The 19,291-nt window shown below is 69.5% G+C and carries 21 protein-coding genes and 1 pseudogene; 12 read left to right on the top strand and 10 right to left on the bottom strand.

The genetic code is table 11. The features are described from left to right. Positions 1 to 124: 124 nt before the first annotated feature. Together WH85_RS53365 and WH85_RS54220 are read right to left on the bottom strand one after the other, a co-directional pair. Positions 125 to 760: a tyrosine-protein phosphatase gene (locus WH85_RS53365; protein ID WP_052721026.1), complete on the bottom strand. Its 636-nt coding sequence runs from the start codon at positions 758 to 760 to the stop codon at positions 125 to 127. Between the two features lie 17 nt (positions 761 to 777). Then, positions 778 to 885: pseudogene (locus WH85_RS54220) on the bottom strand (tyrosine-protein phosphatase); the annotation flags it as partial. A gap of 167 nt (positions 886 to 1,052) precedes the next feature. On the opposite strand from WH85_RS54220, the gene WH85_RS35345 reads away from it, so the two are divergent. Further along, a complete protein-coding gene (locus WH85_RS35345; RefSeq protein ID WP_052721025.1) occupies positions 1,053 to 1,691 on the top strand; it encodes a hypothetical protein in 639 nt (212 codons plus the stop codon). 886 nt (positions 1,692 to 2,577) lie between these two features. On the opposite strand, the gene WH85_RS35340 is transcribed toward WH85_RS35345, so the two are convergent. Continuing rightward, positions 2,578 to 4,662, bottom strand: coding sequence for a hypothetical protein (locus WH85_RS35340; protein ID WP_157411411.1), 2,085 nt, complete (start codon positions 4,660 to 4,662; stop codon positions 2,578 to 2,580). Between the two features lie 141 nt (positions 4,663 to 4,803). After that, positions 4,804 to 5,001: a hypothetical protein gene (locus WH85_RS50975; protein ID WP_045746461.1), complete on the bottom strand. Its 198-nt coding sequence runs from the start codon at positions 4,999 to 5,001 to the stop codon at positions 4,804 to 4,806. Between WH85_RS50975 and WH85_RS54215 the strand changes: the two genes are divergently transcribed. Both WH85_RS54215 and WH85_RS35325 read left to right on the top strand, forming a co-directional pair. Continuing rightward, positions 4,981 to 5,727, top strand: a complete 747-nt coding sequence (locus tag WH85_RS54215; protein WP_083449490.1) for an ATP-binding domain-containing protein — start codon at positions 4,981 to 4,983, stop codon at positions 5,725 to 5,727. The two genes, WH85_RS50975 and WH85_RS54215, sit on opposite strands and share 21 nt — an antisense overlap. 589 nt (positions 5,728 to 6,316) lie before the next feature. Further along, entirely contained in the window at positions 6,317 to 6,628 is a 312-nt protein-coding gene (locus WH85_RS35325) for a Txe/YoeB family addiction module toxin (RefSeq protein ID WP_045746459.1), read from the top strand. A 101-nt stretch (positions 6,629 to 6,729) separates the two neighbouring features. Here the strand turns inward: WH85_RS35325 and WH85_RS35320 are convergent, their stop codons facing one another. Then, positions 6,730 to 7,560, bottom strand: a complete 831-nt coding sequence (locus WH85_RS35320) for an enoyl-CoA hydratase/isomerase family protein (RefSeq protein WP_045746458.1) — start codon at positions 7,558 to 7,560, stop codon at positions 6,730 to 6,732. 73 nt (positions 7,561 to 7,633) lie between these two features. Between WH85_RS35320 and WH85_RS35315 the strand changes: the two genes are divergently transcribed. Then, the gene (locus WH85_RS35315; RefSeq protein ID WP_045746457.1) at positions 7,634 to 7,993 is read left to right on the top strand and encodes a MerR family transcriptional regulator; all 360 of its coding nucleotides are present in this window, start codon (positions 7,634 to 7,636) and stop codon (positions 7,991 to 7,993) included. Positions 7,994 to 8,111: 118 nt separating this feature from the next. Then, complete coding sequence (locus WH85_RS35310; protein ID WP_045746456.1) at positions 8,112 to 8,870, top strand: group II truncated hemoglobin; 759 nt, start codon at positions 8,112 to 8,114, stop codon at positions 8,868 to 8,870. Here WH85_RS35310 and WH85_RS35305 read toward each other — a convergent pair. Together WH85_RS35305 and WH85_RS35300 are read right to left on the bottom strand one after the other, a co-directional pair. Further along, positions 8,858 to 9,535, bottom strand: a complete 678-nt coding sequence (locus tag WH85_RS35305; RefSeq protein WP_045746455.1) for a response regulator transcription factor — start codon at positions 9,533 to 9,535, stop codon at positions 8,858 to 8,860. The genes WH85_RS35310 and WH85_RS35305 overlap by 13 nt on opposite strands. Continuing rightward, entirely contained in the window at positions 9,532 to 10,647 is a 1,116-nt protein-coding gene (locus tag WH85_RS35300) for a sensor histidine kinase (RefSeq protein WP_045746482.1), read from the bottom strand. Before WH85_RS35300 ends, WH85_RS35305 begins: the two co-directional genes overlap by 4 nt. A 126-nt stretch (positions 10,648 to 10,773) precedes the next feature. Between WH85_RS35300 and WH85_RS35295 the strand changes: the two genes are divergently transcribed. Continuing rightward, on the top strand, positions 10,774 to 11,331 hold the full coding sequence (locus WH85_RS35295; protein WP_045746454.1) for a hypothetical protein: 558 nt from the start codon (positions 10,774 to 10,776) through the stop codon (positions 11,329 to 11,331). Here WH85_RS35295 and WH85_RS35290 read toward each other — a convergent pair. Continuing rightward, positions 11,298 to 11,702, bottom strand: coding sequence for a winged helix-turn-helix transcriptional regulator (locus tag WH85_RS35290; RefSeq protein ID WP_045746453.1), 405 nt, complete (start codon positions 11,700 to 11,702; stop codon positions 11,298 to 11,300). The genes WH85_RS35295 and WH85_RS35290 overlap by 34 nt on opposite strands. A 107-nt stretch (positions 11,703 to 11,809) precedes the next feature. Here WH85_RS35290 and WH85_RS35285 point away from each other — a divergent pair, with 107 nt between their 5' ends. Together WH85_RS35285 and WH85_RS35280 are read left to right on the top strand one after the other, a co-directional pair. Continuing rightward, positions 11,810 to 12,649, top strand: coding sequence for an NAD(P)H-binding protein (locus WH85_RS35285; protein WP_045746452.1), 840 nt, complete (start codon positions 11,810 to 11,812; stop codon positions 12,647 to 12,649). A gap of 69 nt (positions 12,650 to 12,718) precedes the next feature. Then, positions 12,719 to 13,729 (top strand): aminoglycoside phosphotransferase family protein, encoded by a 1,011-nt coding sequence (locus WH85_RS35280; protein ID WP_045746451.1) that lies wholly within the window; start codon positions 12,719 to 12,721, stop codon positions 13,727 to 13,729. A gap of 1,278 nt (positions 13,730 to 15,007) precedes the next feature. On the opposite strand, the gene WH85_RS35275 is transcribed toward WH85_RS35280, so the two are convergent. Next, positions 15,008 to 15,499, bottom strand: a complete 492-nt coding sequence (locus WH85_RS35275) for a MarR family winged helix-turn-helix transcriptional regulator (RefSeq protein WP_045746450.1) — start codon at positions 15,497 to 15,499, stop codon at positions 15,008 to 15,010. A gap of 80 nt (positions 15,500 to 15,579) precedes the next feature. On the opposite strand from WH85_RS35275, the gene WH85_RS35270 reads away from it, so the two are divergent. Beyond that, on the top strand, positions 15,580 to 16,221 hold the full coding sequence (locus tag WH85_RS35270; RefSeq protein WP_045746449.1) for an NAD(P)-dependent oxidoreductase: 642 nt from the start codon (positions 15,580 to 15,582) through the stop codon (positions 16,219 to 16,221). Between the two features lie 146 nt (positions 16,222 to 16,367). On the opposite strand, the gene WH85_RS35265 is transcribed toward WH85_RS35270, so the two are convergent. Continuing rightward, positions 16,368 to 17,648, bottom strand: a complete 1,281-nt coding sequence (locus tag WH85_RS35265; RefSeq protein WP_045746448.1) for a hypothetical protein — start codon at positions 17,646 to 17,648, stop codon at positions 16,368 to 16,370. Positions 17,649 to 17,853: 205 nt separating this feature from the next. Here WH85_RS35265 and WH85_RS35260 point away from each other — a divergent pair, with 205 nt between their 5' ends. The 3 genes from WH85_RS35260 to WH85_RS35250 form a co-directional block, all read left to right on the top strand. After that, on the top strand, positions 17,854 to 18,039 hold the full coding sequence (locus WH85_RS35260; RefSeq protein WP_045746481.1) for a hypothetical protein: 186 nt from the start codon (positions 17,854 to 17,856) through the stop codon (positions 18,037 to 18,039). 135 nt (positions 18,040 to 18,174) lie between these two features. Beyond that, complete coding sequence (locus WH85_RS35255; protein WP_157411410.1) at positions 18,175 to 18,528, top strand: hypothetical protein; 354 nt, start codon at positions 18,175 to 18,177, stop codon at positions 18,526 to 18,528. 17 nt (positions 18,529 to 18,545) lie between these two features. After that, a partial coding sequence (locus tag WH85_RS35250) for a M12 family metallopeptidase (RefSeq protein WP_045746446.1) occupies positions 18,546 to 19,291 on the top strand: 746 nt, incomplete at its 3' end.

The raw sequence follows: 19,291 nt of genomic DNA, 5'->3' as shown, positions 1-19,291 counted from the left end.
ACTGGTCTGTTCCGGAGGCGCGCACCCTGGCTAGATCGCCTTCCTGGCGACTTCAACCTATTCTGGCTCCCATTTTCAACTGGCGAGTTCGCCAGCTATGACGTCCGCTGAGCCTGACTCTTGCCTATGTTGCGACCGGACGAAGCAGAGATCTGAGGCTGCGGGCGTCGTCCGGCTTCACGAGATCGGCGCTGTCGAACGTCGCTATCCACTCCCGCAGGGCGGGCACCCGGTCGGCTACCTGCCGGTCCAGCTCGTGAGGATTTGTCGGCCCGTGTCGGTGCCTCTGCCAGCTCTCGCGGTTCGGGTCGTACACCCAGCCGTGCCCTGCATACGCCCCCGCCCCGCGCCACCCCGCCGTGTAATCCTCGATGATGGCCTCGTCCGTTGCGCTGGCGATGTGTAACAACATCGCGGAGATCATCCCGGTACGGTCCCGGCCTCCCGCGCAGTGCACCAACACCGCCCCGTCAGCTCGGGCGATCGCCCTCAAGGCGGCCGTGATGCGATCGGGGGCAAGCCGTACGTTGTCGGCCCAGGAGCACGGATGGTCCAGCCGCGGCCCGCAGACCCGGAGAAACTCGCCGTCGTCCGGATCCTCGGTCGGTGCCGGCACAAAGACCACCCCGTCCACGGACTCGGGCCGGATGGCCGGGTGATCGGCGGTGCGTTGCGTTTCGGCCGGGGCGTTACGCAGATCGACCACCGTTCGAACGCCCGCCGCCTTCGCCGCCGCCCACCCGCCTTCGCCGCCGCCCACCCGCCGTCGGTCAGGTACTCCGGAGCTGCGGAGCGGAACACTCTGCCGAACGATGTATGGCCCCCGCCACGTAGTGCTCGACCACCCATGTCCCGCACGTTCCGGCCACCCGGCCATCGCAACATGTCCACCGTAACCGTGGCTCCATCCGTTTCCATACGGTCACGGTGCCGCCTCACCCAGGGGCAAAGTCAACTGTCGACGTCCGAGATGCTCTGCGCGGTGCCCCGCTCGCTGTAGACCTCGAGAAGTAGGCGTGGGTCGCTGGTTCCGGTAGCCGTAATCTCCGGATGTGGAGATCGCGGGCAGGATCGCGCAGTGGCTGTCGACCGGACCCCACCGGGTCGGTGAGCCGGGGTTGTCCGAGGCTGAACTGTGCCGCGCCGAGGAAACCTTTGAGCTGGTCTTTCCCCGGCTGCTGCGTGACGCGCTTGCCCTGGTCCACCCGGTGCCCCGGCCGGTCTTCCCGCAGCCGGGGCACCATCAGGCGCCGTCACGTGTTCCGGATTGGCGCCTGCGCGACGCGGACCGTACCCGGACCCTGATCGGGATCCCGGCAGGCGGTGTGTTGTTCGATGTCGAGGAGAACGACTTCTGGTGGAACGACTGGGGTCCACGTCCGGATGCGATCGTGGAGCGGATCGCATCCGCCGCGCGGGAGCTGGCACGGGTTCCGCTACTGGTCCCGCTCGGCGGCCACCTTTACGTCGCGGCCGTCGACGACTCGCCCGTGTTCAGCATCGTCCAGACACGGGTGGGCCTCTATGCGGTGTCGTTCGCTGACCTCGGGGATGACACCGCTCGGACGGCGGCGCTTCGATCTGCGGCCTGGCCGGGAGGGACAGTGCCGTTCTGGAGCGAACTGTGCGCCTACGCCAACCACCGGGACACCGACAGCCCACTGGGGCGCCTGGGAACCGGCGGATTCTGAGAGGACCTTCCGGGGCGGCACGGATTCGCCAAGGCCCGCTGACCCTGCCCTGTTTGACTCCCCAGGGCTGAGCCGTGGCCAGGCGATTCTGGCGATGATGCCTCCTGACGAGGCGCTGGCAGTGCCGTTCTCTCTCCGAGATCCCAGCGAAATGGATGCCCTTTTGGTGCGAATCGAGTGTTTGTGAGGGAACGGTTTCCGATTGAGGGAACGACATCTGATCTTCTGTCGTCATCGTTGATGGCGTGGCACTCGGAGGCGAGGTCGCTGGAGCGCGGATTTCTCATCAGCATGGTGTCGACAGATCGATCCACGTGCCCTGAGTGCGGGATCGATCGCGCATCGAGGGAAGATACGATCACCGTCGCCTATGCGGATGCGATGTGATCCGCCGGAGCGTGAGTCATGACTGCCGACGGCACGGCCCTGCCGAGATCGCGACTGAGCAGGAGTGGCCTCGGTTGTGAGAAGTATGCTCTGGCGGATATTGCGTGATGGCGGCTAAGTCGATCACGCGTCGACTACTCGCGGCCGAGAGCATCCCGGACCGACAACGGCTGGTGGCGGTGCAGCCTGCTTTCTGCGGCCGGAGACCTGCGGAAACGCGGCCGGGGCTGGCCGCCTCCCGCTCGAACGGGGCCGACAGCGTCCACATACGGAGAAACCTCGTCGTGCTGGCAGCGGCGCCTTCGACTTCATCTGCGCGGCCAGCAGGCTGACGGTGGTCTGCGGTAGCGGGAACGCGGTCGAGCTCGACATACCCGACACAGTGCCGACCGCAGCGCCGTGAGCACTCCCCGAACCCGGTAGGAGCCCGGCGGCACCCTGACCGGGTGGCCGTCGCGGTTCACCTCCGCGACGATCACCCGGCCAGGTAAGGACGTGGTCAGTTCAGGCCGGTGAAGTTCGAGGAGATCATGTCGTCCAGGCGCAGACCGAGCGCGAACGCCTCGTTTTCGAACAAGTCTCGGGCCGGGGTCTCCTCCCCGTCGTAGAACATGGTCACGTCGATCAGCCACTTGCCGGACACGGCGATCATCTGGAACCCTTGGCCCGTGCCGGCCAGGGACGAGTCCGGGTCGGTGAACGCGTACGTGCGCGCTGCGGTCGCGTCCGGTAGAGGCGGTTTGACCGCCTGGTACGACACCGGTGCTGACCCGTCCTCCGACGCCGTCCCGGAGCATTCGGCGGGAAGTTGAGAGACGAGCTGTTTCGCCTGCTCGCCGTGGCCCGACTTTACCTGCATCAGCAGCACCCGCAGCTGCCAGGCCGCTGGTTTACGCACGGTCTGCGGACGGTATGTCGCCGTCGCCGTCGCGATCGCGTTCGGGGCCACATCGACCGGCGACAGAATCATGTTCGCCGGATCGATACCGTCGGCGCAGGTCAGCCCGTAGTCCCGGTCGACAGGGATAGTGTCGCGATTATCGGCACCCTTATCGAACGGTAGGGCGTCCACCGGCTGGCTCACGCTGACCTTCGGTCGCAGGAGCACCCCGATCCCGTCGGCACCGGCGGCTTTCGCGGTCAGCGCCAACGCCACGTCGAGGTACTGGCGCAGGGTGTCGGCGGTGTCGTTGAGGTACTGCACCAGGTCGGCGGTGTCCTTGCCGAACGCGGCGGCTTTCTTCGAGAACGCCACGACGTGCTGGGCAGCGTTCTTCACCTGTTCCCACCGGCCGCCTTCCTCGTTCTCGGCGACGTCGTCATCACCGCTGATCTGTTCTGCGATCGGTTTCCCGGCCGATGACAGCAGGTCGAACGTCACGGACAGGACGTCACCGACACACCCCAACGCGGTGTCGCTCAGGTCCGAGAACTCATCGAGGGAGTCTTTGTTCTTCAGCCAGCCCTGCAACTTCTCACCGGCGGTGACCAGGCAATCGAGGATGCCTTTGTTCTTCAACGCGGCCTGGACCTTTTTGTTCTTCGACACCTTGCCGATCTCGCCCTTGAGTAGCTTGCTGCTCTCGTGCGCGACGATGTCGATCATCCCGAATCCGATGTCAACGGCTGCGTAGTCGAACGCGACCTTGACCGGGACCTGTGTGCCTGTCGGCAGGCCACCGGCGTCGGCCTCCAGGGTCAGCTCACCTTCTGGGCCCAGGACCGCGAACCGTTCGTTGACGGCCAGGTGCAACGCCGTCATCAGATCCAGGGCAGCGTCCTCGGCGAGCATCTCGGTGTAGTCGACGCTCATCCCTTCCGGGATCGTCAGCGTGAACGGGATCGCGCTGTGGTTGACGATGTGGACCGTTGACTTCTTCGTCTTGCGGTTCACGACCGCGCAGATCTTCAGGTTTTCTGCCAGCGGCCCACGGAACGCGAAACCTGCCGGGACGCTGTCGGACTTCGGACACGACAGGTTAGGCGAATCGCCGGCGACACTGCGTGCGATAGCGAAACCCAGCGATTCCGGCTGGCCGTCTTCCTGGTCCTTGGCGTCGTCAAGGATTGCGGAGAAGTCCGTGACCGCGTACATCCAGTCAGAGAAGTGCCGGGTCGTGACACTGATCGTTTTGCCGGCCGGGTCGTACTTCCCGCCGACCCACCGCCACGGCTGCTCGTCGGACTCGCGGGTGTAGATCGACACGAACCCGTCCGCCGGGTCCATACCCGCCGGAAGTTTCGCCGAGTCGACCACGAAGCTGACGGTCGCGTCCCCGACCAGGGATCCTTTGCCGGGGTTCAGTCGCACCGGGGAGCTCAACGGCCGGGCGAACGCCGGCGCGGTCGCCGCCGGTGCCGGCTCCACGGACAGGTCCCCGTCCTTGATGGTCGAGGTGACTTTGACGCGGGTGTCGGCCACCGTCTTGTCGACGGTTTTCGGTTTCGGATCGCTGGTGCAGGCGTGCAACGGTGCAGCAAGCACGATGAGTACGACAGTGGACCAGATCGCCTTCACGGGCAGTCGCAACCCAGGGCCTCCTCGCTGGCGCGTGACCCTGATGCTATGCACGCCGGGCAGCATCCGCAGGGCGAGAATGTGCGACCCCGGTCGTCGCCCGGTGCCAGCTCATCAGCGACCGGCGACCGGGCGCGGCGGCGATCAGCTGCGCAGCGGGGTTGTCCGCAGGGCATCGCGGACGAGCGGGTAGTTAGCCGTGCGTACTCAGGGCCTGGTATGCGGCCGGGCGAGATGCCCGTACCCGGCGTACCGCTCGGCGGTACCTTTGACCGCGATCTTCGCGAGCAGCTCGAGGTCCTTAAGCGGCGGGTCGGTGTACCCGCACCTCTGGATGTGGCGTAGCAGGTCCCGGCCGGCAGCGCCCGCCTTGCCGGTGTCGGCGTGGTGGGTGGTCCAGTTCAACCAGCCGACGACCCGGCCGATAAGGTCCTAGAGCCGTCCGTCGTTGCGCGTGTCGTTGCGGCTGGCGCACAGCTGCCCTACGACTTGCCCGGCCAGGTACCCCGACAGCCGGTATCCGCCGACGTACATCGCGGCGGTGACGTCCCCGGTCACGCCGGTGTGGTCGCGGATGGCCTCCAAGCCCCACTCGTACGCCAGCCGGCCGGCCGCGTCGGAACGTTGCTCGTAGTAGTCGCCGGTCAGCGCACGCCGGATCACGGCGCCCACCGCCATGTCGTGGGACTTGACCGCGACCAGGGCCGAGATGGGGGCGACACAGACCGTGCCGAACTCGACGCCGAGACCACGGTGGTCAGCCCGGAGAACGCCAAGGGCCTGGAGTTCGACGTCACGGTAGTCGTCGACCCCACCGGCATCCTCAAGAACGACGACGGTAACCGCGGCGACAGGCTGCTGTACGTGGCACTGACCCGGGCCATGCAGCGCCTCGATGTCATTGCCATCGCTCTGCAGCCAGCCGGCGACTCTCCGGAGAACTCGCCGCGCCGAGTGGAAGGCGCTGAGCGGGCTGAGAACACAGAGACACCGCCGCCCCACCGCGGTGTCCGTGGAACCGGTCACCGCGGCCGACGCCCTGCAGCGCCAGGTAGTCGGCCTCATGGTCGACGACCTCATGGGGAGACTCGGCCTCATCGCCCCACATCTGTGGCAGCCTGTCCTCGATGAGGTCGCCGCAAGGTTGGGCAGGACAACATCGGACACCTCGTCCAGCTGAGAAGGGCGAACCTCATCACGGCCCTCGTCGGTGGGCTGTCGGAACTCTGCCGAGGCCTGGCTGACGTGGTCGGCATTGAGGGAGTGAGGGATTCCCTCAGCGCCTACGACGAGGGATTCCCTCAAGATTCCCTCAGCACGTCCCGCGCGAGGCGCAACTTAGCGCCATGAGCAGCCACTATCAAGTGGCTTATCAGTTCCCTCGCGAGCTGTCAAACTCCCTGGTCGGCAAGAGGCCGCTTCCTTGACACGGAAGAGGTCACTGGTTCGATCCCAGTATCGCCCACGAGTATTTGCATCCGAACCGCCTGTCAGATCTGACGGGCGGTTCTTCTGTTACTCGGGTCATCGAGCCCTCTGATCCTGGCCGGCCGGCTGATCTGCCCCACTCGCCTCTGGTCGGCGACTATGACGCGTGGCGCGAAACTGAGTACCTGTCCCGGGGCGCCAACGGCCGCGAGTTGCGCCGTCGGCGGGCGGAGATGGAAGCCGGTGGGCTGGTCCAGCATGAGCTGATCGAACAGGACGCGGAGGGCTCTGCTTGAAGCTCGACTGGCACCCGGATGCGTGGGACGAGTACGTGGGCCGGCAGTCGGGTGATCGCAAGACCCTTAAGCGGATCAATGCTTTCATCAAGGACATTCAGCGAGGTGAAGACGGCGGCATCGGCAAGCCGGAACTCCTCAAGGGCGACCTCTCAGGCTGGGCATCGCGGCGCATCACCGAAGAGCACCGGCTCGTGTACCGCGTACTGGACGCCCGGGACCAGTTGGGGCGACAAGCCGAGCCGACCTTCGACTCCACCATCCTCGGACCGCCGGAGGCCGTCGAATGGTTCTTGAAGCTCATGTGACCGGACCTGTGACGAGGCTGCCCCGGCCACATGGCACGACGCCCCGGAGCTCCCATCGATCGATGGGAGCTCTTTTGCTGTCCGGCTCCGCGACGGGGCGGTCAGCCGTGGAGGATCTGCTCGAGCCGCTTCTCGCCCTCACGGGTCTGGTAGCCGACCTTGAGCAGGTCCACCGTCCGCTGAGCGGCCTCGGCGGTGAACAACTCGCCGAGCTTCTGGTTCTCCACCACCAGGCCGTCCTCGTAGGATCCGGTGAGGGCGGCGTCGACCGCGGTGCGTACCGCCTGGATGACCGCGGCGGGCAGGCCGGCGATGTGGTGGGCGAGGACGTCGACGAAGTCGTCCAGTTCGTCGGCGGGCAGGGCCCGGTTGACCAGCCCGTAACGTTCGGCCAGTTCGGCGTCGACCAGCGGGGCGCCGAGCAGCAGTTCCAGGGCGCGGGCGCGGCCGGTGAGCCGGGTCAGATACTGCGTGCCCCCGCCGCCGGGCAGGATGCCGAGCAGCACCTCGGGCTGGGCCACCCGGGCGCGGCCGATCGCGGCGAAGCGCAGGTCGAGTGCCATCAACAGTTCGTGACCGCCGCCGCGGGCGAAACCGGCGATCTTGCCGATGGTGATCTGCGGCAGGGCGCGCAGCTTCTCGTGCAGGGCCTGCATCGGGTTCAACGGGCCCTCGAGACCCTCGGCGAGAGCGGCGAAGCTCTCCGGGCGGTCGACGAAGTGGGCGTCGCCGTGCGCGATGAAGAACTCCGGGTCGGCGCTCTCGAACACGATCACCTTGACGGTCCCGTCGTCGCGTACACCGTCGGCGAACGCATTCAGATCCGTGATCAGTGCGGTGTCAAGCAGGTTGAGGGGCGGGTTGTCGATGGTGACGGTGGCGACGCCGGCGTCGACGGTGACGTGCAGGGCTGTGAACTGCGGGTTTGTCATGCGGGCTACGCTAGATCTTGACATCCATGTCAGATTCAAGGGTCTGTGGCGCAGCCCACCGGAGGAGGTTCCCGTGCGGATCGGCGAGCTCAGCGAACGTACCGGGGTCAGCACGAGGTCGCTGCGCTACTACGAGCAGCAGGGACTGCTGTCCAGTGAGCGCAGCTCCGGTGGGCACCGCAACTACACCGAGCGCGAGGTCGACCGGGTCAACTACCTGCAGGGGCTCTACACGGCCGGGCTGAACAGCCAGGTCATCCTCGAGGTGCTGCCCTGCCTGGAGACCCCCAGCGACGAGACGAGCGATGCCGCCTTCGAGCGCCTGGTCGAGGTACGCGACAAGCTCCGCACCGACATCGCGGGACTGACCCGGACGCTGCAGTCGCTCGACGAGCTGATCACTTTCAACCGGGCGCGCCGGGCCGGGGAGTGAACGGCGTTGCGGTCACGGGCGTCGTGGCCGCCCCGGTTCAAGGCGCTCGTCGCGAGAGCCACCCCGTCGGGAATCAGCCTGCTCCTCATCACGAGCGGCACGCACCTAGTGTTGAGGCATGACGGTCGAGTACATCCGGTATGAGATCCCCGGCGACACGACGGCCTTCGAGGACGCCTACCGGCGAGCGGCCCGGTTCCTCGCGCAGGCGCCGCAGTGTGTCGACTTCGAGTTGAGCCGCTGCACCGAGGAACCGTCCGCCTACCTGCTGCGCATCGTGTGGACCTCGCCGGAGGACCACCTCAAGGGATTCCGGACCGGTGATCTGTTCCCCGGTTTCCTCGCCGAGATCGGGCCCCACGTCGGGGCGATCAAGGAGATGCGCCACTACGAGCCGACCGTGGTCCGCGGCTCCGGCGGGGCCGTCCCGACCCTCTACGACTGGGCCGGCGGCGCCGACGCGTTCGAGCGACTGACCAGCCGCTTCTACGAGAAGGTCGGCGCCGACGACGTGATCGGCCCACTGTTCGCGCACATGGATCCGGGCCATCCGCGCTACGTGGCGATGTGGTTGTCCGAAGTGTTCGGTGGCCCGTCGCGGTACACCGACGAGCGCGGCGGATACGCCCACATGCTCGGCCAGCACCTGGGCCGGGCCATCACCGAGCCGCAACGGCGCCGCTGGGTGAGCCTGCTGATGGACGCGGCCGACGAGGTCGGCTTGCCGGACGACCCGGAGTTCCGGGCCGCGTTCGCCGGCTACATCGAGTGGGGGACCCGGCTGGCCCGGGCCAACTCCCAGCCGGGCGCGACGCCACCCGGTCAAGCGCCGGTCCCGCACTGGGGCTGGGGTGTCGCGCCGCCCTACCAGGGCTGATCCGACGGCGGGCCGAGGCCGGCCCGGAAGGCGTACGAGACCAGCTGGGCCCGGTCCCGAGCACCGATCTTGGTCATCGCCCGCACCACGTGGGTCTTGACGGTGAACGGCGACACGACCATCCGCCCGGCGATCTCCTCGTTGCTCAGGCCCCGGGCCACCAGGACGACCATCTCCCGTTCCCGGGGCGTCAGGACGTCGAAGCGGCGCAGCAGAACCTTGTCGATCACCGGTGGAGGGTTGTCCGCCATGTGACCGATCAGTGCGGCTGTCGCGTTCGCCGACAGGGTGCCACCGCCGCCCGCCACCTCGGTGATCCCGGCGACGAGTTCGGCCGGGCTGACGGTCTTGCCCAGGAAACCGTTGGCGCCGGCACGGAGGGCGGCCAGCACGACGTCGTCCTGGTCGAAGGTGGTGAGCACGATGATCCGAACCTTCTCGGCCGGGTGTTCGGCCCGGATCCGGCGGGTCGCCTCCACACCGTCGATGCCGGGCATCCGGATGTCCATCAGGACCAGGTCGACCGGGTGTTCCCGGAGGAAGGGGGCGACCTGCAGTCCGTCGGACAGTTCACCCACCACGGTCAGGGCCGGGTCGGCCCGGAGCATCGACCGGATACCGGCCCGGATGTCGTCCTGGTCGTCGACGATCACGATCCGCGTCATCCGAGGGCCTCGCCCACCGGGCCGAACTCCGCGTCGACCCGGAAGCGTCCCTGACCGTCGTCGATGGTCAGGCGCCCGTGGGAGGATTCGACCCGTTCCCGCATCCCCACCAGTCCGAGTCCGCCGCCCGTACCGGGTGCACGGCTCGCGCGGGCGGTGCGGTTCTCGACGGTCACGCGGAGTCTCCGGTCCTGTTCGCGTACCCGCACGGTGGCCTCTCCCTCGCCGTGCCGGTACGCGTTCGTCAGCGCCTCCTGCACCACCCGGAAGACGGTCACGCCGAGGCTGGGTTCGACCGCCCCGGCCGGGACCGCGATGTCCGGCCGCACCTCCAGGCCGATGCTCGCGAACGAGGCGAACAGCCCTTCCAGGCCGTCGATCGACGGCGGGGGCCGGAGATCCGGGGTGTCGTCGCCCCGTCGCAGCAGCGCCAGGATCCGCTGCGTCTCGGCGATCACCGTACGGGCGTTGGACCGGGCCGCGACGAGGGCGTTGCGGGACGCCTCGGCGTCGTCCGGCAGCCCGATCTCGGCGATCCCGAGGTTCATGCTCAGCATCGCCACCTGGTGACCGATCACGTCGTGCAGATCGCGGGCGATGCGCAGGCGTTCCTCGACCACCCCGCGGGCGGCCCGTTCCTCCAGCATCCACCACCGGTCCCGGTGGATGCGCAGCGCGGCTCCGCTGGCCCCTCCGGCGATCGCCGAGAAGAGGGCGGCGACCCCGACGACCGGCCCGCCCCGGAAACCTCCCACCGTCATGAACGCCCCGAGGAGGAAGGCCGCCACCAGCGTCGTCGCGACCGGCGCCGGCAGTCCGCGGAAGGTGACCGAGAACAGGACGAACACCGCCGTCATCCACACCGCCAGCGGGTCGTTGCCGACCGCGGTGACGGCGAAGGACGCCGCGCTCGTGACGGCCAGACCGGTCCACGGCAGTCGCCAGGACACGGCGGTCCCGGCGCCGGCCAGCAGCACCGCCAGGACGACGCGTCCGTCCGACCCGCGCAGCACGGTGGCCGCGATCTGCCCGGCGAACGAGAGCCCGGCCGCCGTGCAGGCGAACAGGTGCACCAGTTCCGGGCGGCGGATCCACAGCGGGGTGGCGATCATGCCCTGATTCTCGGGCACCGGAACTCGGCCCGAGTACTTCGTTCGAAGTACGTGGCCGGGTCCGGCCGATCGCAGACTCCTTCCTCGTACCGTCCGCATCGCCGTTGTTCGAGAAAGGACCCCGCCGTGCTCTACCTGGTCCGTGCCGTCCTGGCCCTGCTCTGGGCCGGGTCGCTGGCCGTCGCCCTGTCGCCGGCCGGCGATCTCACCGCCGCATCCGACCTGCCGGGGCCCGCCGTGGTCCTGCTGGTCCTCTATCCGATCCTCGACGTCGCCGCCTCGCTGCTGGACGCCCGTACCCAGAGCGCCCTCGGGAATCCTGGGAACGTCCGGGCGCAGCTGGTCAACGCGGTGATCAGCACCGGCACAGCGGTCGCGGTGGCGGTGGGCGCCGGCGGCGGACCCGCCCCGGTGCTGCGGATCTTCGGCGTCTGGGCCGTCCTCACCGGGGCGATCCAGTCGGCCCTCGCGATCAACCGGCTGCGGCGGGGAATGCGCGGACAGTGGCCGATGATCATCAGCGGTGGCCTGTCCAGCGTCATCGGTCTCACCTTCGTCAAGCAGGCGGCCGCGAGCGAGCTGTCCCTCACCGGCCTGGCCGGGTACGCCGTCGGCGGTGCCATCCTCTACCTGCTCTCCGCCGCCCGGTCCTACCGCGCGCGACCGGTGTCGGTCGACGCCTGACGGGCGGGTGCCGGCCGCGCGTCGTAGCTTTCGCGGGCCCGCTCCACCTCGGGAAGGTTGGCGTCGGCCCAGGTGGCCAGCTGGGCGAAGAGCGGACCGAGGCCGGCGCCCAGCGCGGTGATCTCGTACTCGACGCGGGGCGGCACCTCGGCGTGGTAGGTGCGCGCCACCAGCCCGTCGCGTTCCAGCTGGCGGAGCCGCTGGGTGAGCACCTTGGGCGTGATGCTGGTCAGGCGGCGCTCCAACTCGACGAAACGCTGCCGGCCATGGTGGTGCAGCGACCAGAGGATCGGCGTCGTCCAGCGGCTGAAGACCATGTCGACGACCGGTGTGACCGGGCACGCGGTCTGCGGATCCGCCGTCTGCTCCATGTGTCCTCCGTCACGAACCCGTTACTATCCTCTAGGTACCTACTATCCCGACGTTACTAGCGTCTCCTCGAACCGCGCGAACGCCGCGGTCGAAACGGAGGCACGACATGATCGTCGTGACAGGCGCCACCGGAAACGTCGGACAGGCACTCCTGCCGCTCCTCGCCACGTCGGGCGCCCCGGTGACGGCGGTGTCCCGGGGGCAGCGCCCGATCTCCACACCCGATGGGGTACGCCACGAGCACGCCGACCTCGAACAGCCGGAGACCCTGCGCCCGGCGCTCGACGGCGCGGAGGCGTTGTTCCTGCTCGTGGCGGGGGCCGGGGCACACCTCGACATGCCGGAGATCCTGCGGGTCGCCGTGGACTCCGGCGTGAAGAGGATCGTGCTGCAGTCCTCCCAGGCCGTCGCGACACGACCGGAGGCGCCGTCGCACGCGCCCCTGCACACCATCGAGGAGAACGTCCGCCGGTCCGGTCTCGGCTGGACGATCCTGCGCCCGGGCGGCTTCGCCTCCAACACCTTCGCCTGGGCCGAACCGGTCAGGGCCGGCCGTTCGGTGAGCGCGCCGTTCGGTGACGTCGGGCTGCCGGTGATCGATCCGGCGGACATCGCCGAGGTGGCCGCCGTCGTCCTCCGGGACCGCGGGCACGACGGTCACACGTACGAGCTGACCGGCCCGGCCCTGAGCACGCCCCGCGACCGGGCCGCCGACCTCGCCGCGGCGCTCGGCGAACCGATCGGCTTCACCGAGCAGACACCCGGCGAAGCCCGCGAGCAGATGCTCCGCTTCATGCCGCCGCCGGTGGTCGACGGCACGCTGGCGATCCTCGGCACGCCGACCCCACGTGAACAGCGGATCAGCCCCGACGTGGCGACGGTCCTGGGCCGGCCGCCGCGGCCGTTCGCCGCCTGGGCCGCGCGTCACGTGGACGCCTTCCGCTGATCCGCGAGACACGTCTCCACGCGGATGGGCTTCTCACCCTGATTGCGGAACGTGTCTAGTGTGGCTGGTGTGTCCGGACCCGCCACTTCCGCTGGGGAGATCGACGCCGCCCTGGTCCAGGCATTGATTCAAGAGCAGTTTCCGGAGTACGCGGAAATGCCCGTCACGTGGGGCGCCAGCGGCTGGGACAACCAACTGTGGCGACTCGGGGACGAGCTCGCGGTGCGGCTGCCGTTCGCCACCGAGGCGGCGGACGCGCTGCTGCGCAAGGAACACCGGTGGGTGCCGCAGTTGGCCGGGCGGCTGCCGTTGCCGGTGCCCGTGCCACAACGTCTCGGCGAGCCGACCGCGGCGTTTCCCCGAACCTGGCTGGTCACCACCTGGGTTCCCGGCGCGCCGGCCGACCGGGAACCGGTCACCGGCGCGCGAGCCGCGGAGTCCGCCGCGTCGTTGGGCGCCTTCCTGACCGCTCTTCATCAGCCGGCGCCCGCTGCGGCGCCGGTGGCGCAGGGCCGGGGCGGGGTGCTCGCCGACGGGGCCGAGGGGTTCACCCGGATGCTCGCGTCAGCGGTCGAACTCGGTCTGGTCGACGACCCGGACGCGGTCGACGCGATCTGGCGGGACGCGGCCGCCGCGCCGGTCTGGGACGGCCCGCCCACCTGGATCCACGTCGACCTGCATCCGGCCAACGTCCTGACCTGCGAGGGTACGCTCTGCGGCGTCATCGACTTCGGTGATCTCTGCGCCGGCGATCCGGCGTGCGACCTCGCGGCGGCGTGGATCCTGTTGCCGGAGGAGGCGTTCGACCTGTTCCACGCGGCGTACCGGCCGGCCCTGCCCGCGGCGAACCGGACTGGTCGGCCCGGCTCGGACGTGGCGGGTCGGCCCGGTCCGGACGTGGCGGGTCGGCCCGGTCCGGACGCGGCGATGTTGCGGCGGGCCCGGGGCTGGGCCGTCGGCAAGGCATTGGCCGGCATGATGATCGGCGACGCGGGTATGCATGGACGGCCCGGTGGCAAGCCGACCTGGGGTCCACCCGGTCACGCCGCTCTTCGGCGCCTCATCGCCACCGCCCACTGATCGCCGCCAGCCGCCAGCCGCCAGCCGACGGCCGACGGCCGACGGCCGCCAGCCGACGGCCGACGGCGGTGGCGGTCGCATCAGGGCAGATCAGCCGTTTGTCGCAGCGTGGGGTCACATCCAAGGTCAACTTGAGCTGGGTGGCATGGTGCGACTGTCGGCCGTCGACCACGGTTGTTTTCGGCTCGCGAACGGACCGTGGCCGACGGCCGAGGCGGTCGAGCCGTCGGCGGCGGCTGTTCGGGAGGGTGGGAATCAGCCGTCGGCGACGGCTCGGGGTCACTCGGCCGTCGCCCGCGGTTGTTTTCGGCTCGCGGATGGACCGTGGGCGACGGCCCAGGTGGGCGACGGCCGGGAGTGGGCGACGGCCGGGGGTGGCCGGAACGCCAATCGGCCTCTTTCGATCTTGGCGACGGCCCCGGGGTCGTCGCGAGCGGCCGCCCCGGGAAGGCCGCGAGCGGCTGAACAGCGCCGACGCACGAGGCGCCTGGACATGTTTCGTCATCAGGGTCCGCGTGGTGAGTTCAGCCGCCCATCCCGCCCGTATTCACCACACCGCCACGGGTGTGGTGAATACGGGCGTCCAGCGCGCCCGAAGTCACCACACCGCCACGGGTGTGGTGATTTCAGGCGTCCAGCGCGCCCCTATTCACCACACCGCCACGGGTGTGGTGACTTCGGGCGTCCAGCGCGCCCGAAGTCACCACGCGGATGGGCTTCGCACCCTGACCACGAAACGTGTCTAGAGGCGGCGCTCGGAGGCGGCGCCTGGAGATGGCGCTCGGGGGCGGCGCCTGGAGGCGGCGCCCGGCGGACGTGATCGCAGCCGCAGAGTCGACGGTCACATTCATGATCAACTTAAAGTACGTGGCATTGCGAGGGCGCCGGATCGTGCGGAACAGCCGATCTCCAGCCTGGTAGTGCTCGAAAGGCGGACCGCTCCGCGAACGATCCGTACATTCCAGTCGCCCGGTCGTCGGCATGTCCGAGTGGAAGCTTGACGTGAGCCGACTCGTCGATCGGCCTGCTGGTCACCGTGCGTTGTCCATGATCGTGGGTCTGACAGGTCGCCGAAGGCCTCGGCGGATCGCTGCCGATCCTGATCGGTTACCTGCTGCGCAGCGGGGGAGTGGGACGTTCCTCGAGCTTTCGGCGCAGATAGTCGTTTCGGAAAAGGCCCAGATGAGCGGCCTCCGCATCGAGGCGATCGACGGCTTACCGGCTCAGGTCACGAATGAGGATGTTCGGCATGAGGCACCTCCGGAGCCATGCGTGATATCACTCAGGCTTCGCGGAGTGTCCGCGGTGAGTGGTGAGTCCGGGATGGACACCTGAGGTCACGCCCTGTTGAGTGGCCATCTTCAGCAGCAGGGTGCGTAGTTGATCCTGTTCCTGTTCGGTCAGGCCCGCCAGCACCGACGCCTCCTGGGCCTCGGCGGCCTCGGTGGCGGCGGGGAGCAGGTCGCGGGCGGCCGGGGTGAGGTGGATGGCGTACGCGCGGCGGTCCTCGGGGTGTCGGCGGCGTTCCACCAGGCCCTGGGATTCCAGGTCGTCGACCAGGGTGACCATCGTGTTGCGGTGCAGGCCCAGCAGTTCGGCCAGCTGTTGCTGGGTCTGGCCCTCGGCTCGGGCCACGTGTGTGAGCAGGCCGAACCGGTTGGGTGTCAGGCCCAGGGGCGCCAGCCGGGTAGTGAAGGACTGTGCGCTCTGGAAGCCGAGCTGGGACAGCAGGAAGGCCACCCGGGAGCCCAGCGCGGGCGGATCGATCATGAAGTGACCGTACCAGGCAGTGATTGCACGATTATGTGACTATCACCTAGCATGACGAAATCCGAGCTGGGGGAGAAGTCATGCGACTCACGATCTTCGGAGCTACCGGAAAGACCGGCCTTCACCTGGTCGAACAGGCGGTCGGGCGAGGGGACACGGTCACGGCCGTGGTGCGTGATCCGGGGCGGTTCGGGCTGCGGCACGCCGGACTCACCGTCGTCCGGGTGGGGGACCCGGACCGGGACGCCGACGAGGTCGGCAAGGCGATGGACGGCGCCGATGCGGTTCTGTCCGCGGTCGGGCCCCGGGGCCGCAACGTCGGGCCGGTCGCCGCACCCGTCACCCGGGCGCTGCTGCGCGGACTGGACCGGGTTCCCAGCCGGCGCATCGTGGTGATCAGCGCCGCGCCGGTGGGGCCGACGCCGGACGGGGACAGCCTGCTCAGCCGGGCCGTGCTGCGCCCGGTGATCTCCGCGGTGCTGCGGCCGGTCTACGACGATCTGCGGGCCATGGAGGAGGCGCTCGCGGCGTCGGGGGCGGCGTGGACGTCGGTACGGCCGCCGCAGCTGACCGACGGGCCGTTGCGCGGCGGCTACCGCACGACGGTCGGTGGTGTGGTGCCGCGGGGATACCGGGTGTCCCGCGCGGATCTCGCGCACGCGATGCTGGCCTGCCTCGACCGTCCGGAAACGATCGGTCAACCGGTCGGCGTGGCGGACTGAGGCCGGTTCAGCCACGGCCATCACACAGAACGCCGGCCGGAGAGGACCGGCCGCGGCATCAGGGTGCTGACAGTCCGGCCGGCCTTAGCGGTGAACGCCGGCCGGGGACGACCCGGTCGGCGTTCACCGCGATGCCGATGTAGGGATCAGGTACCGGTGCCGGGCGCGGTGACCGTGCCCGAGTCGGTGCCGGTGCCTGAGTCGGGCGCGGTGCCGGTGCCGGGTGCGGTGCCGGTGCCCGAGCCGGAGTCGGTGCCCGAGCCGGAGTCGGTGCCCGAGCCCGAGTCGGGGAGGGTGCCGCTCTGGCTGTCCTGGCCGCCGCCGAACATGCCACCGCCACCCTGCATGCCGCCGCCGGGGCCTCCGCCGCCCTGCATCCCTCCGCCGCCCTGCATGCCGCCGCCACCCTGGAAGCCGCCGGGACCGCCGCCCTGCTGCTGGGTGCTGACCGTGGGGGAGGACGAGCCACCCACCGCGGACATGACCGCGGCGGTGACCCCGGAGCTGGCGATGGCGGTGACCAGGATCGCGGCCACCAGGACCAGCTTGGGGCTCTTACGGAACCCGGCGAACCGCGCACCCTTGCCGGCGGAGCCCTTCGGCGCCGGCGCCCACGGAGCCGGACCACCGTTGGGCGGGAACGGCCCGCCCGGCCCACCGGCATGTGGAACACCGTCGGCGACACTGCCCGGACCCGCGCCGGGGCCGGCTGCCGAGGGTGCCGCGTTGATCTCGGTGAGGGCACCGGTCTTGACCCATTCCGGTGGGGTGGCCACCACCTCGGGAGTGAGCACCGGTGTTCCGGAGCCCGGGGAGGCGGCCACCGGCAGCGAGGTTGCCGGAACGGTCGGCATGGCAGCGGTCGGTGCGGGCGTGGGCGGCGTCGGGAAGGCGGCGGTGGGCGTCGGATCGGCGGTGGGTGTGACCGGAATGGCGGCGGTGGGCGTCGGATCGGCGGTGGGCGTGACCGGTTTGGCGGTGGTGGGGTCCGCGTCCGTCCGGGGAGATGTCGGGAAGGGAGCGGCCGGCGCGGGTTCGGCGCTGGTGGCCGGGTCTGAGGTGAACGGGTCGGAGGCGGGCGGCAGGGCCGGCGTGCCGACGGTGTCCGAGATCGCGAAGAGGTCCACCGAGGTCTTCTCGTCGTCGGTGCTCGTCACGGAGCTGGAGCCGGAGCTGGAGCTGGAGCCGGAGCCGGAGCCGGAGCCGGAGCTGAAGCTGGAGCCGGGCTCGGCAGATGCGGATCCCGGCTCCGTCGTGGCGGATCCGGACGTCGGATCCGTCTTCGGGGTTGCTGTCGCCGGGGTGGTGACGGCGGCGGCGGTCGTGTCGGTGGCCGGTCCGTCGTGGCCGGGTGCGGGCCGGGCGCCGATCAGCTCGGTCACCGGCTCATCGGTCGCGGCGGATGTGGACTGGTTGTTCGTGGTCATTGGTGACTCCTCGGCTGATCCCGAACGAAAGCATGCGGAGCCACGTTGTGGAGATTCTGTGTACCGAGTCTGATCTGTCTGTACGTCGTGTCCGGCAGTCGGGCCGCGGCGGCGTAACCCGATGGTCCTGACCGGACCGGTGGTCGCTGCTCGGACGGACGGCCGGTGGGCCGCATGGCCTCTGACGTGCGAGATTGTCGCCGTGATGGACGATTCTTTGCAGGCGTATACCGATGGGCGCGTCGATGGGACGGCGGGACGGTGCGACCTCGACCGGGCCGGCGACCCGGACACCGGGCCGGACTACCGGGTCGGCGTCTCCGACGGCAGTGTGGCGGCCTTCCAGGCGGAGTTGACCGCCCAGGTGCGCCGTCTGCTGGGCGAACCCTGAACCTGATCCGAGTGTGCGACGAAGCCGTGTGGTGGTGGCCACGCGGCTTTTTTTTTTACGCGTACCCCCGAGGTCTGTGTCAGATCTCGGACCGACCCTCGCGGAGCGTGCGGGGAGGGACAAGGCTGGGGTGGCATGGGTGATGGGCTCGGTGGATGTGTGGTGCGGGGGCGGATCCTGTTCCCGGCCGGGGCGAGGCCTGCCCGCGTGGCGCGGGTGACCGCCCGGGTGGAGGAGGTGTCCCGCGCCGACGCGCCGGCCGTGGTGATCGCGGAGACCGTCCGGGAGGGTCTCGCGCTTGACGACGAGGCGGAGATCGAGTTCGAGATCCGGCTGCCGCAGGGGGTCGGGGGGCGGCAGACGGTTCGTGTGCATGTCGATGTCTCCGGCAGCGGGGGAGTGACCGTCGGTGACTACGTGTCGACGGCCTCCCATCCGATCCCGTCGGCGGACCGGCTCGACGTCCCGGTCCGGCGTGTCGGGCTGTAACGGCGGGAGCAGGCGGGATGACGATCGGCCAGGGTGAGTTCCGCGGTGGGGAACGCGGCACCGCGCGGATCTCCGGAGTCACGTTCGGTGTGCGGACGGCGATCTACAGCCGTGTCGGCGGCATGGCGATCTTCGAGGGGGACATCGCCCTCGGGCTGGTCGACGAGTTCGAGCAGCAGCTCGCCGAGGCGCGTGAACAGGCGGTGGCCGGCGACGTCGCCTCGGCCGTCGGCATCAGCGGCAGTCGATTCCGCTGGCCGGGCGGGCTGGTTCCGTTCACGGTCGACCCGGCATTGCCCAACCCTGAGCGGGTACGCGACGCGATCGCCCACTGGGAGCAGAACACCCGGATCCGGTTCACCGAACGTGATCCCGCCGAGCATGTGAACTTCGTGCGGTTCATGGACGCGGGCGGCTGCTGGAGCTTCATCGGCTTGCAGGACAGCGGTGCGCAGACCCTCAGCCTCGGGCCGGGCTGCAGCGTCGGCAACGCCATCCACGAGATCGGGCACGCGGTCGGCCTCTGGCACGAGCAGAGCCGGGAGGATCGGGACATGTTCGTCCGGATCGACTTCGCGAACATCCAGACCGGCCAGGAACACAACTTCGACCAGCACATCACCGACGGCGACGACCTGGGCGGCTACGACTACGGGTCGATCATGCATTACCCGCGGACCGCGTTCAGTGCCAACGGCCGGCCCACGATCGTCCCGGTGGACCCGGCCGCGACGATCGGTCAGCGCGCGGCGCTCTCGGCGGG

Source organism: Actinoplanes rectilineatus (assembly GCF_000962825.1).
Classification (GTDB): domain Bacteria; phylum Actinomycetota; class Actinomycetes; order Mycobacteriales; family Micromonosporaceae; genus Actinoplanes; species Actinoplanes rectilineatus.
Note: the sequence above shows the minus strand (reverse complement) of the source record. Positions and strands in the feature narration are given on the sequence as shown.

Excerpts from the sequence above, each read along its gene's own strand:
- WH85_RS35340 (WP_157411411.1), bottom strand. The coding sequence starts at position 4,662 with ATGCTGCCCGGCGTGCATAGCATCAGGGTCACGCGCCAGCGAGGAGGC.
- WH85_RS35320 (WP_045746458.1), bottom strand. The coding sequence starts at position 7,560 with ATGACAAACCCGCAGTTCACAGCCCTGCACGTCACCGTCGACGCCGGC.
- WH85_RS35310 (WP_045746456.1), top strand. The coding sequence starts at position 8,112 with ATGACGGTCGAGTACATCCGGTATGAGATCCCCGGCGACACGACGGCC.
- WH85_RS35305 (WP_045746455.1), bottom strand. The coding sequence starts at position 9,535 with ATGACGCGGATCGTGATCGTCGACGACCAGGACGACATCCGGGCCGGT.
- WH85_RS35300 (WP_045746482.1), bottom strand. The coding sequence starts at position 10,647 with ATGATCGCCACCCCGCTGTGGATCCGCCGCCCGGAACTGGTGCACCTG.
- WH85_RS35290 (WP_045746453.1), bottom strand. The coding sequence starts at position 11,702 with ATGGAGCAGACGGCGGATCCGCAGACCGCGTGCCCGGTCACACCGGTC.
- WH85_RS35285 (WP_045746452.1), top strand. The coding sequence starts at position 11,810 with ATGATCGTCGTGACAGGCGCCACCGGAAACGTCGGACAGGCACTCCTG.
- WH85_RS35275 (WP_045746450.1), bottom strand. The coding sequence starts at position 15,499 with ATGATCGATCCGCCCGCGCTGGGCTCCCGGGTGGCCTTCCTGCTGTCC.
- WH85_RS35270 (WP_045746449.1), top strand. The coding sequence starts at position 15,580 with ATGCGACTCACGATCTTCGGAGCTACCGGAAAGACCGGCCTTCACCTG.
- WH85_RS35265 (WP_045746448.1), bottom strand. The coding sequence starts at position 17,648 with ATGACCACGAACAACCAGTCCACATCCGCCGCGACCGATGAGCCGGTG.
- WH85_RS35260 (WP_045746481.1), top strand. The coding sequence starts at position 17,854 with ATGGACGATTCTTTGCAGGCGTATACCGATGGGCGCGTCGATGGGACG.
- WH85_RS35255 (WP_157411410.1), top strand. The coding sequence starts at position 18,175 with ATGGGTGATGGGCTCGGTGGATGTGTGGTGCGGGGGCGGATCCTGTTC.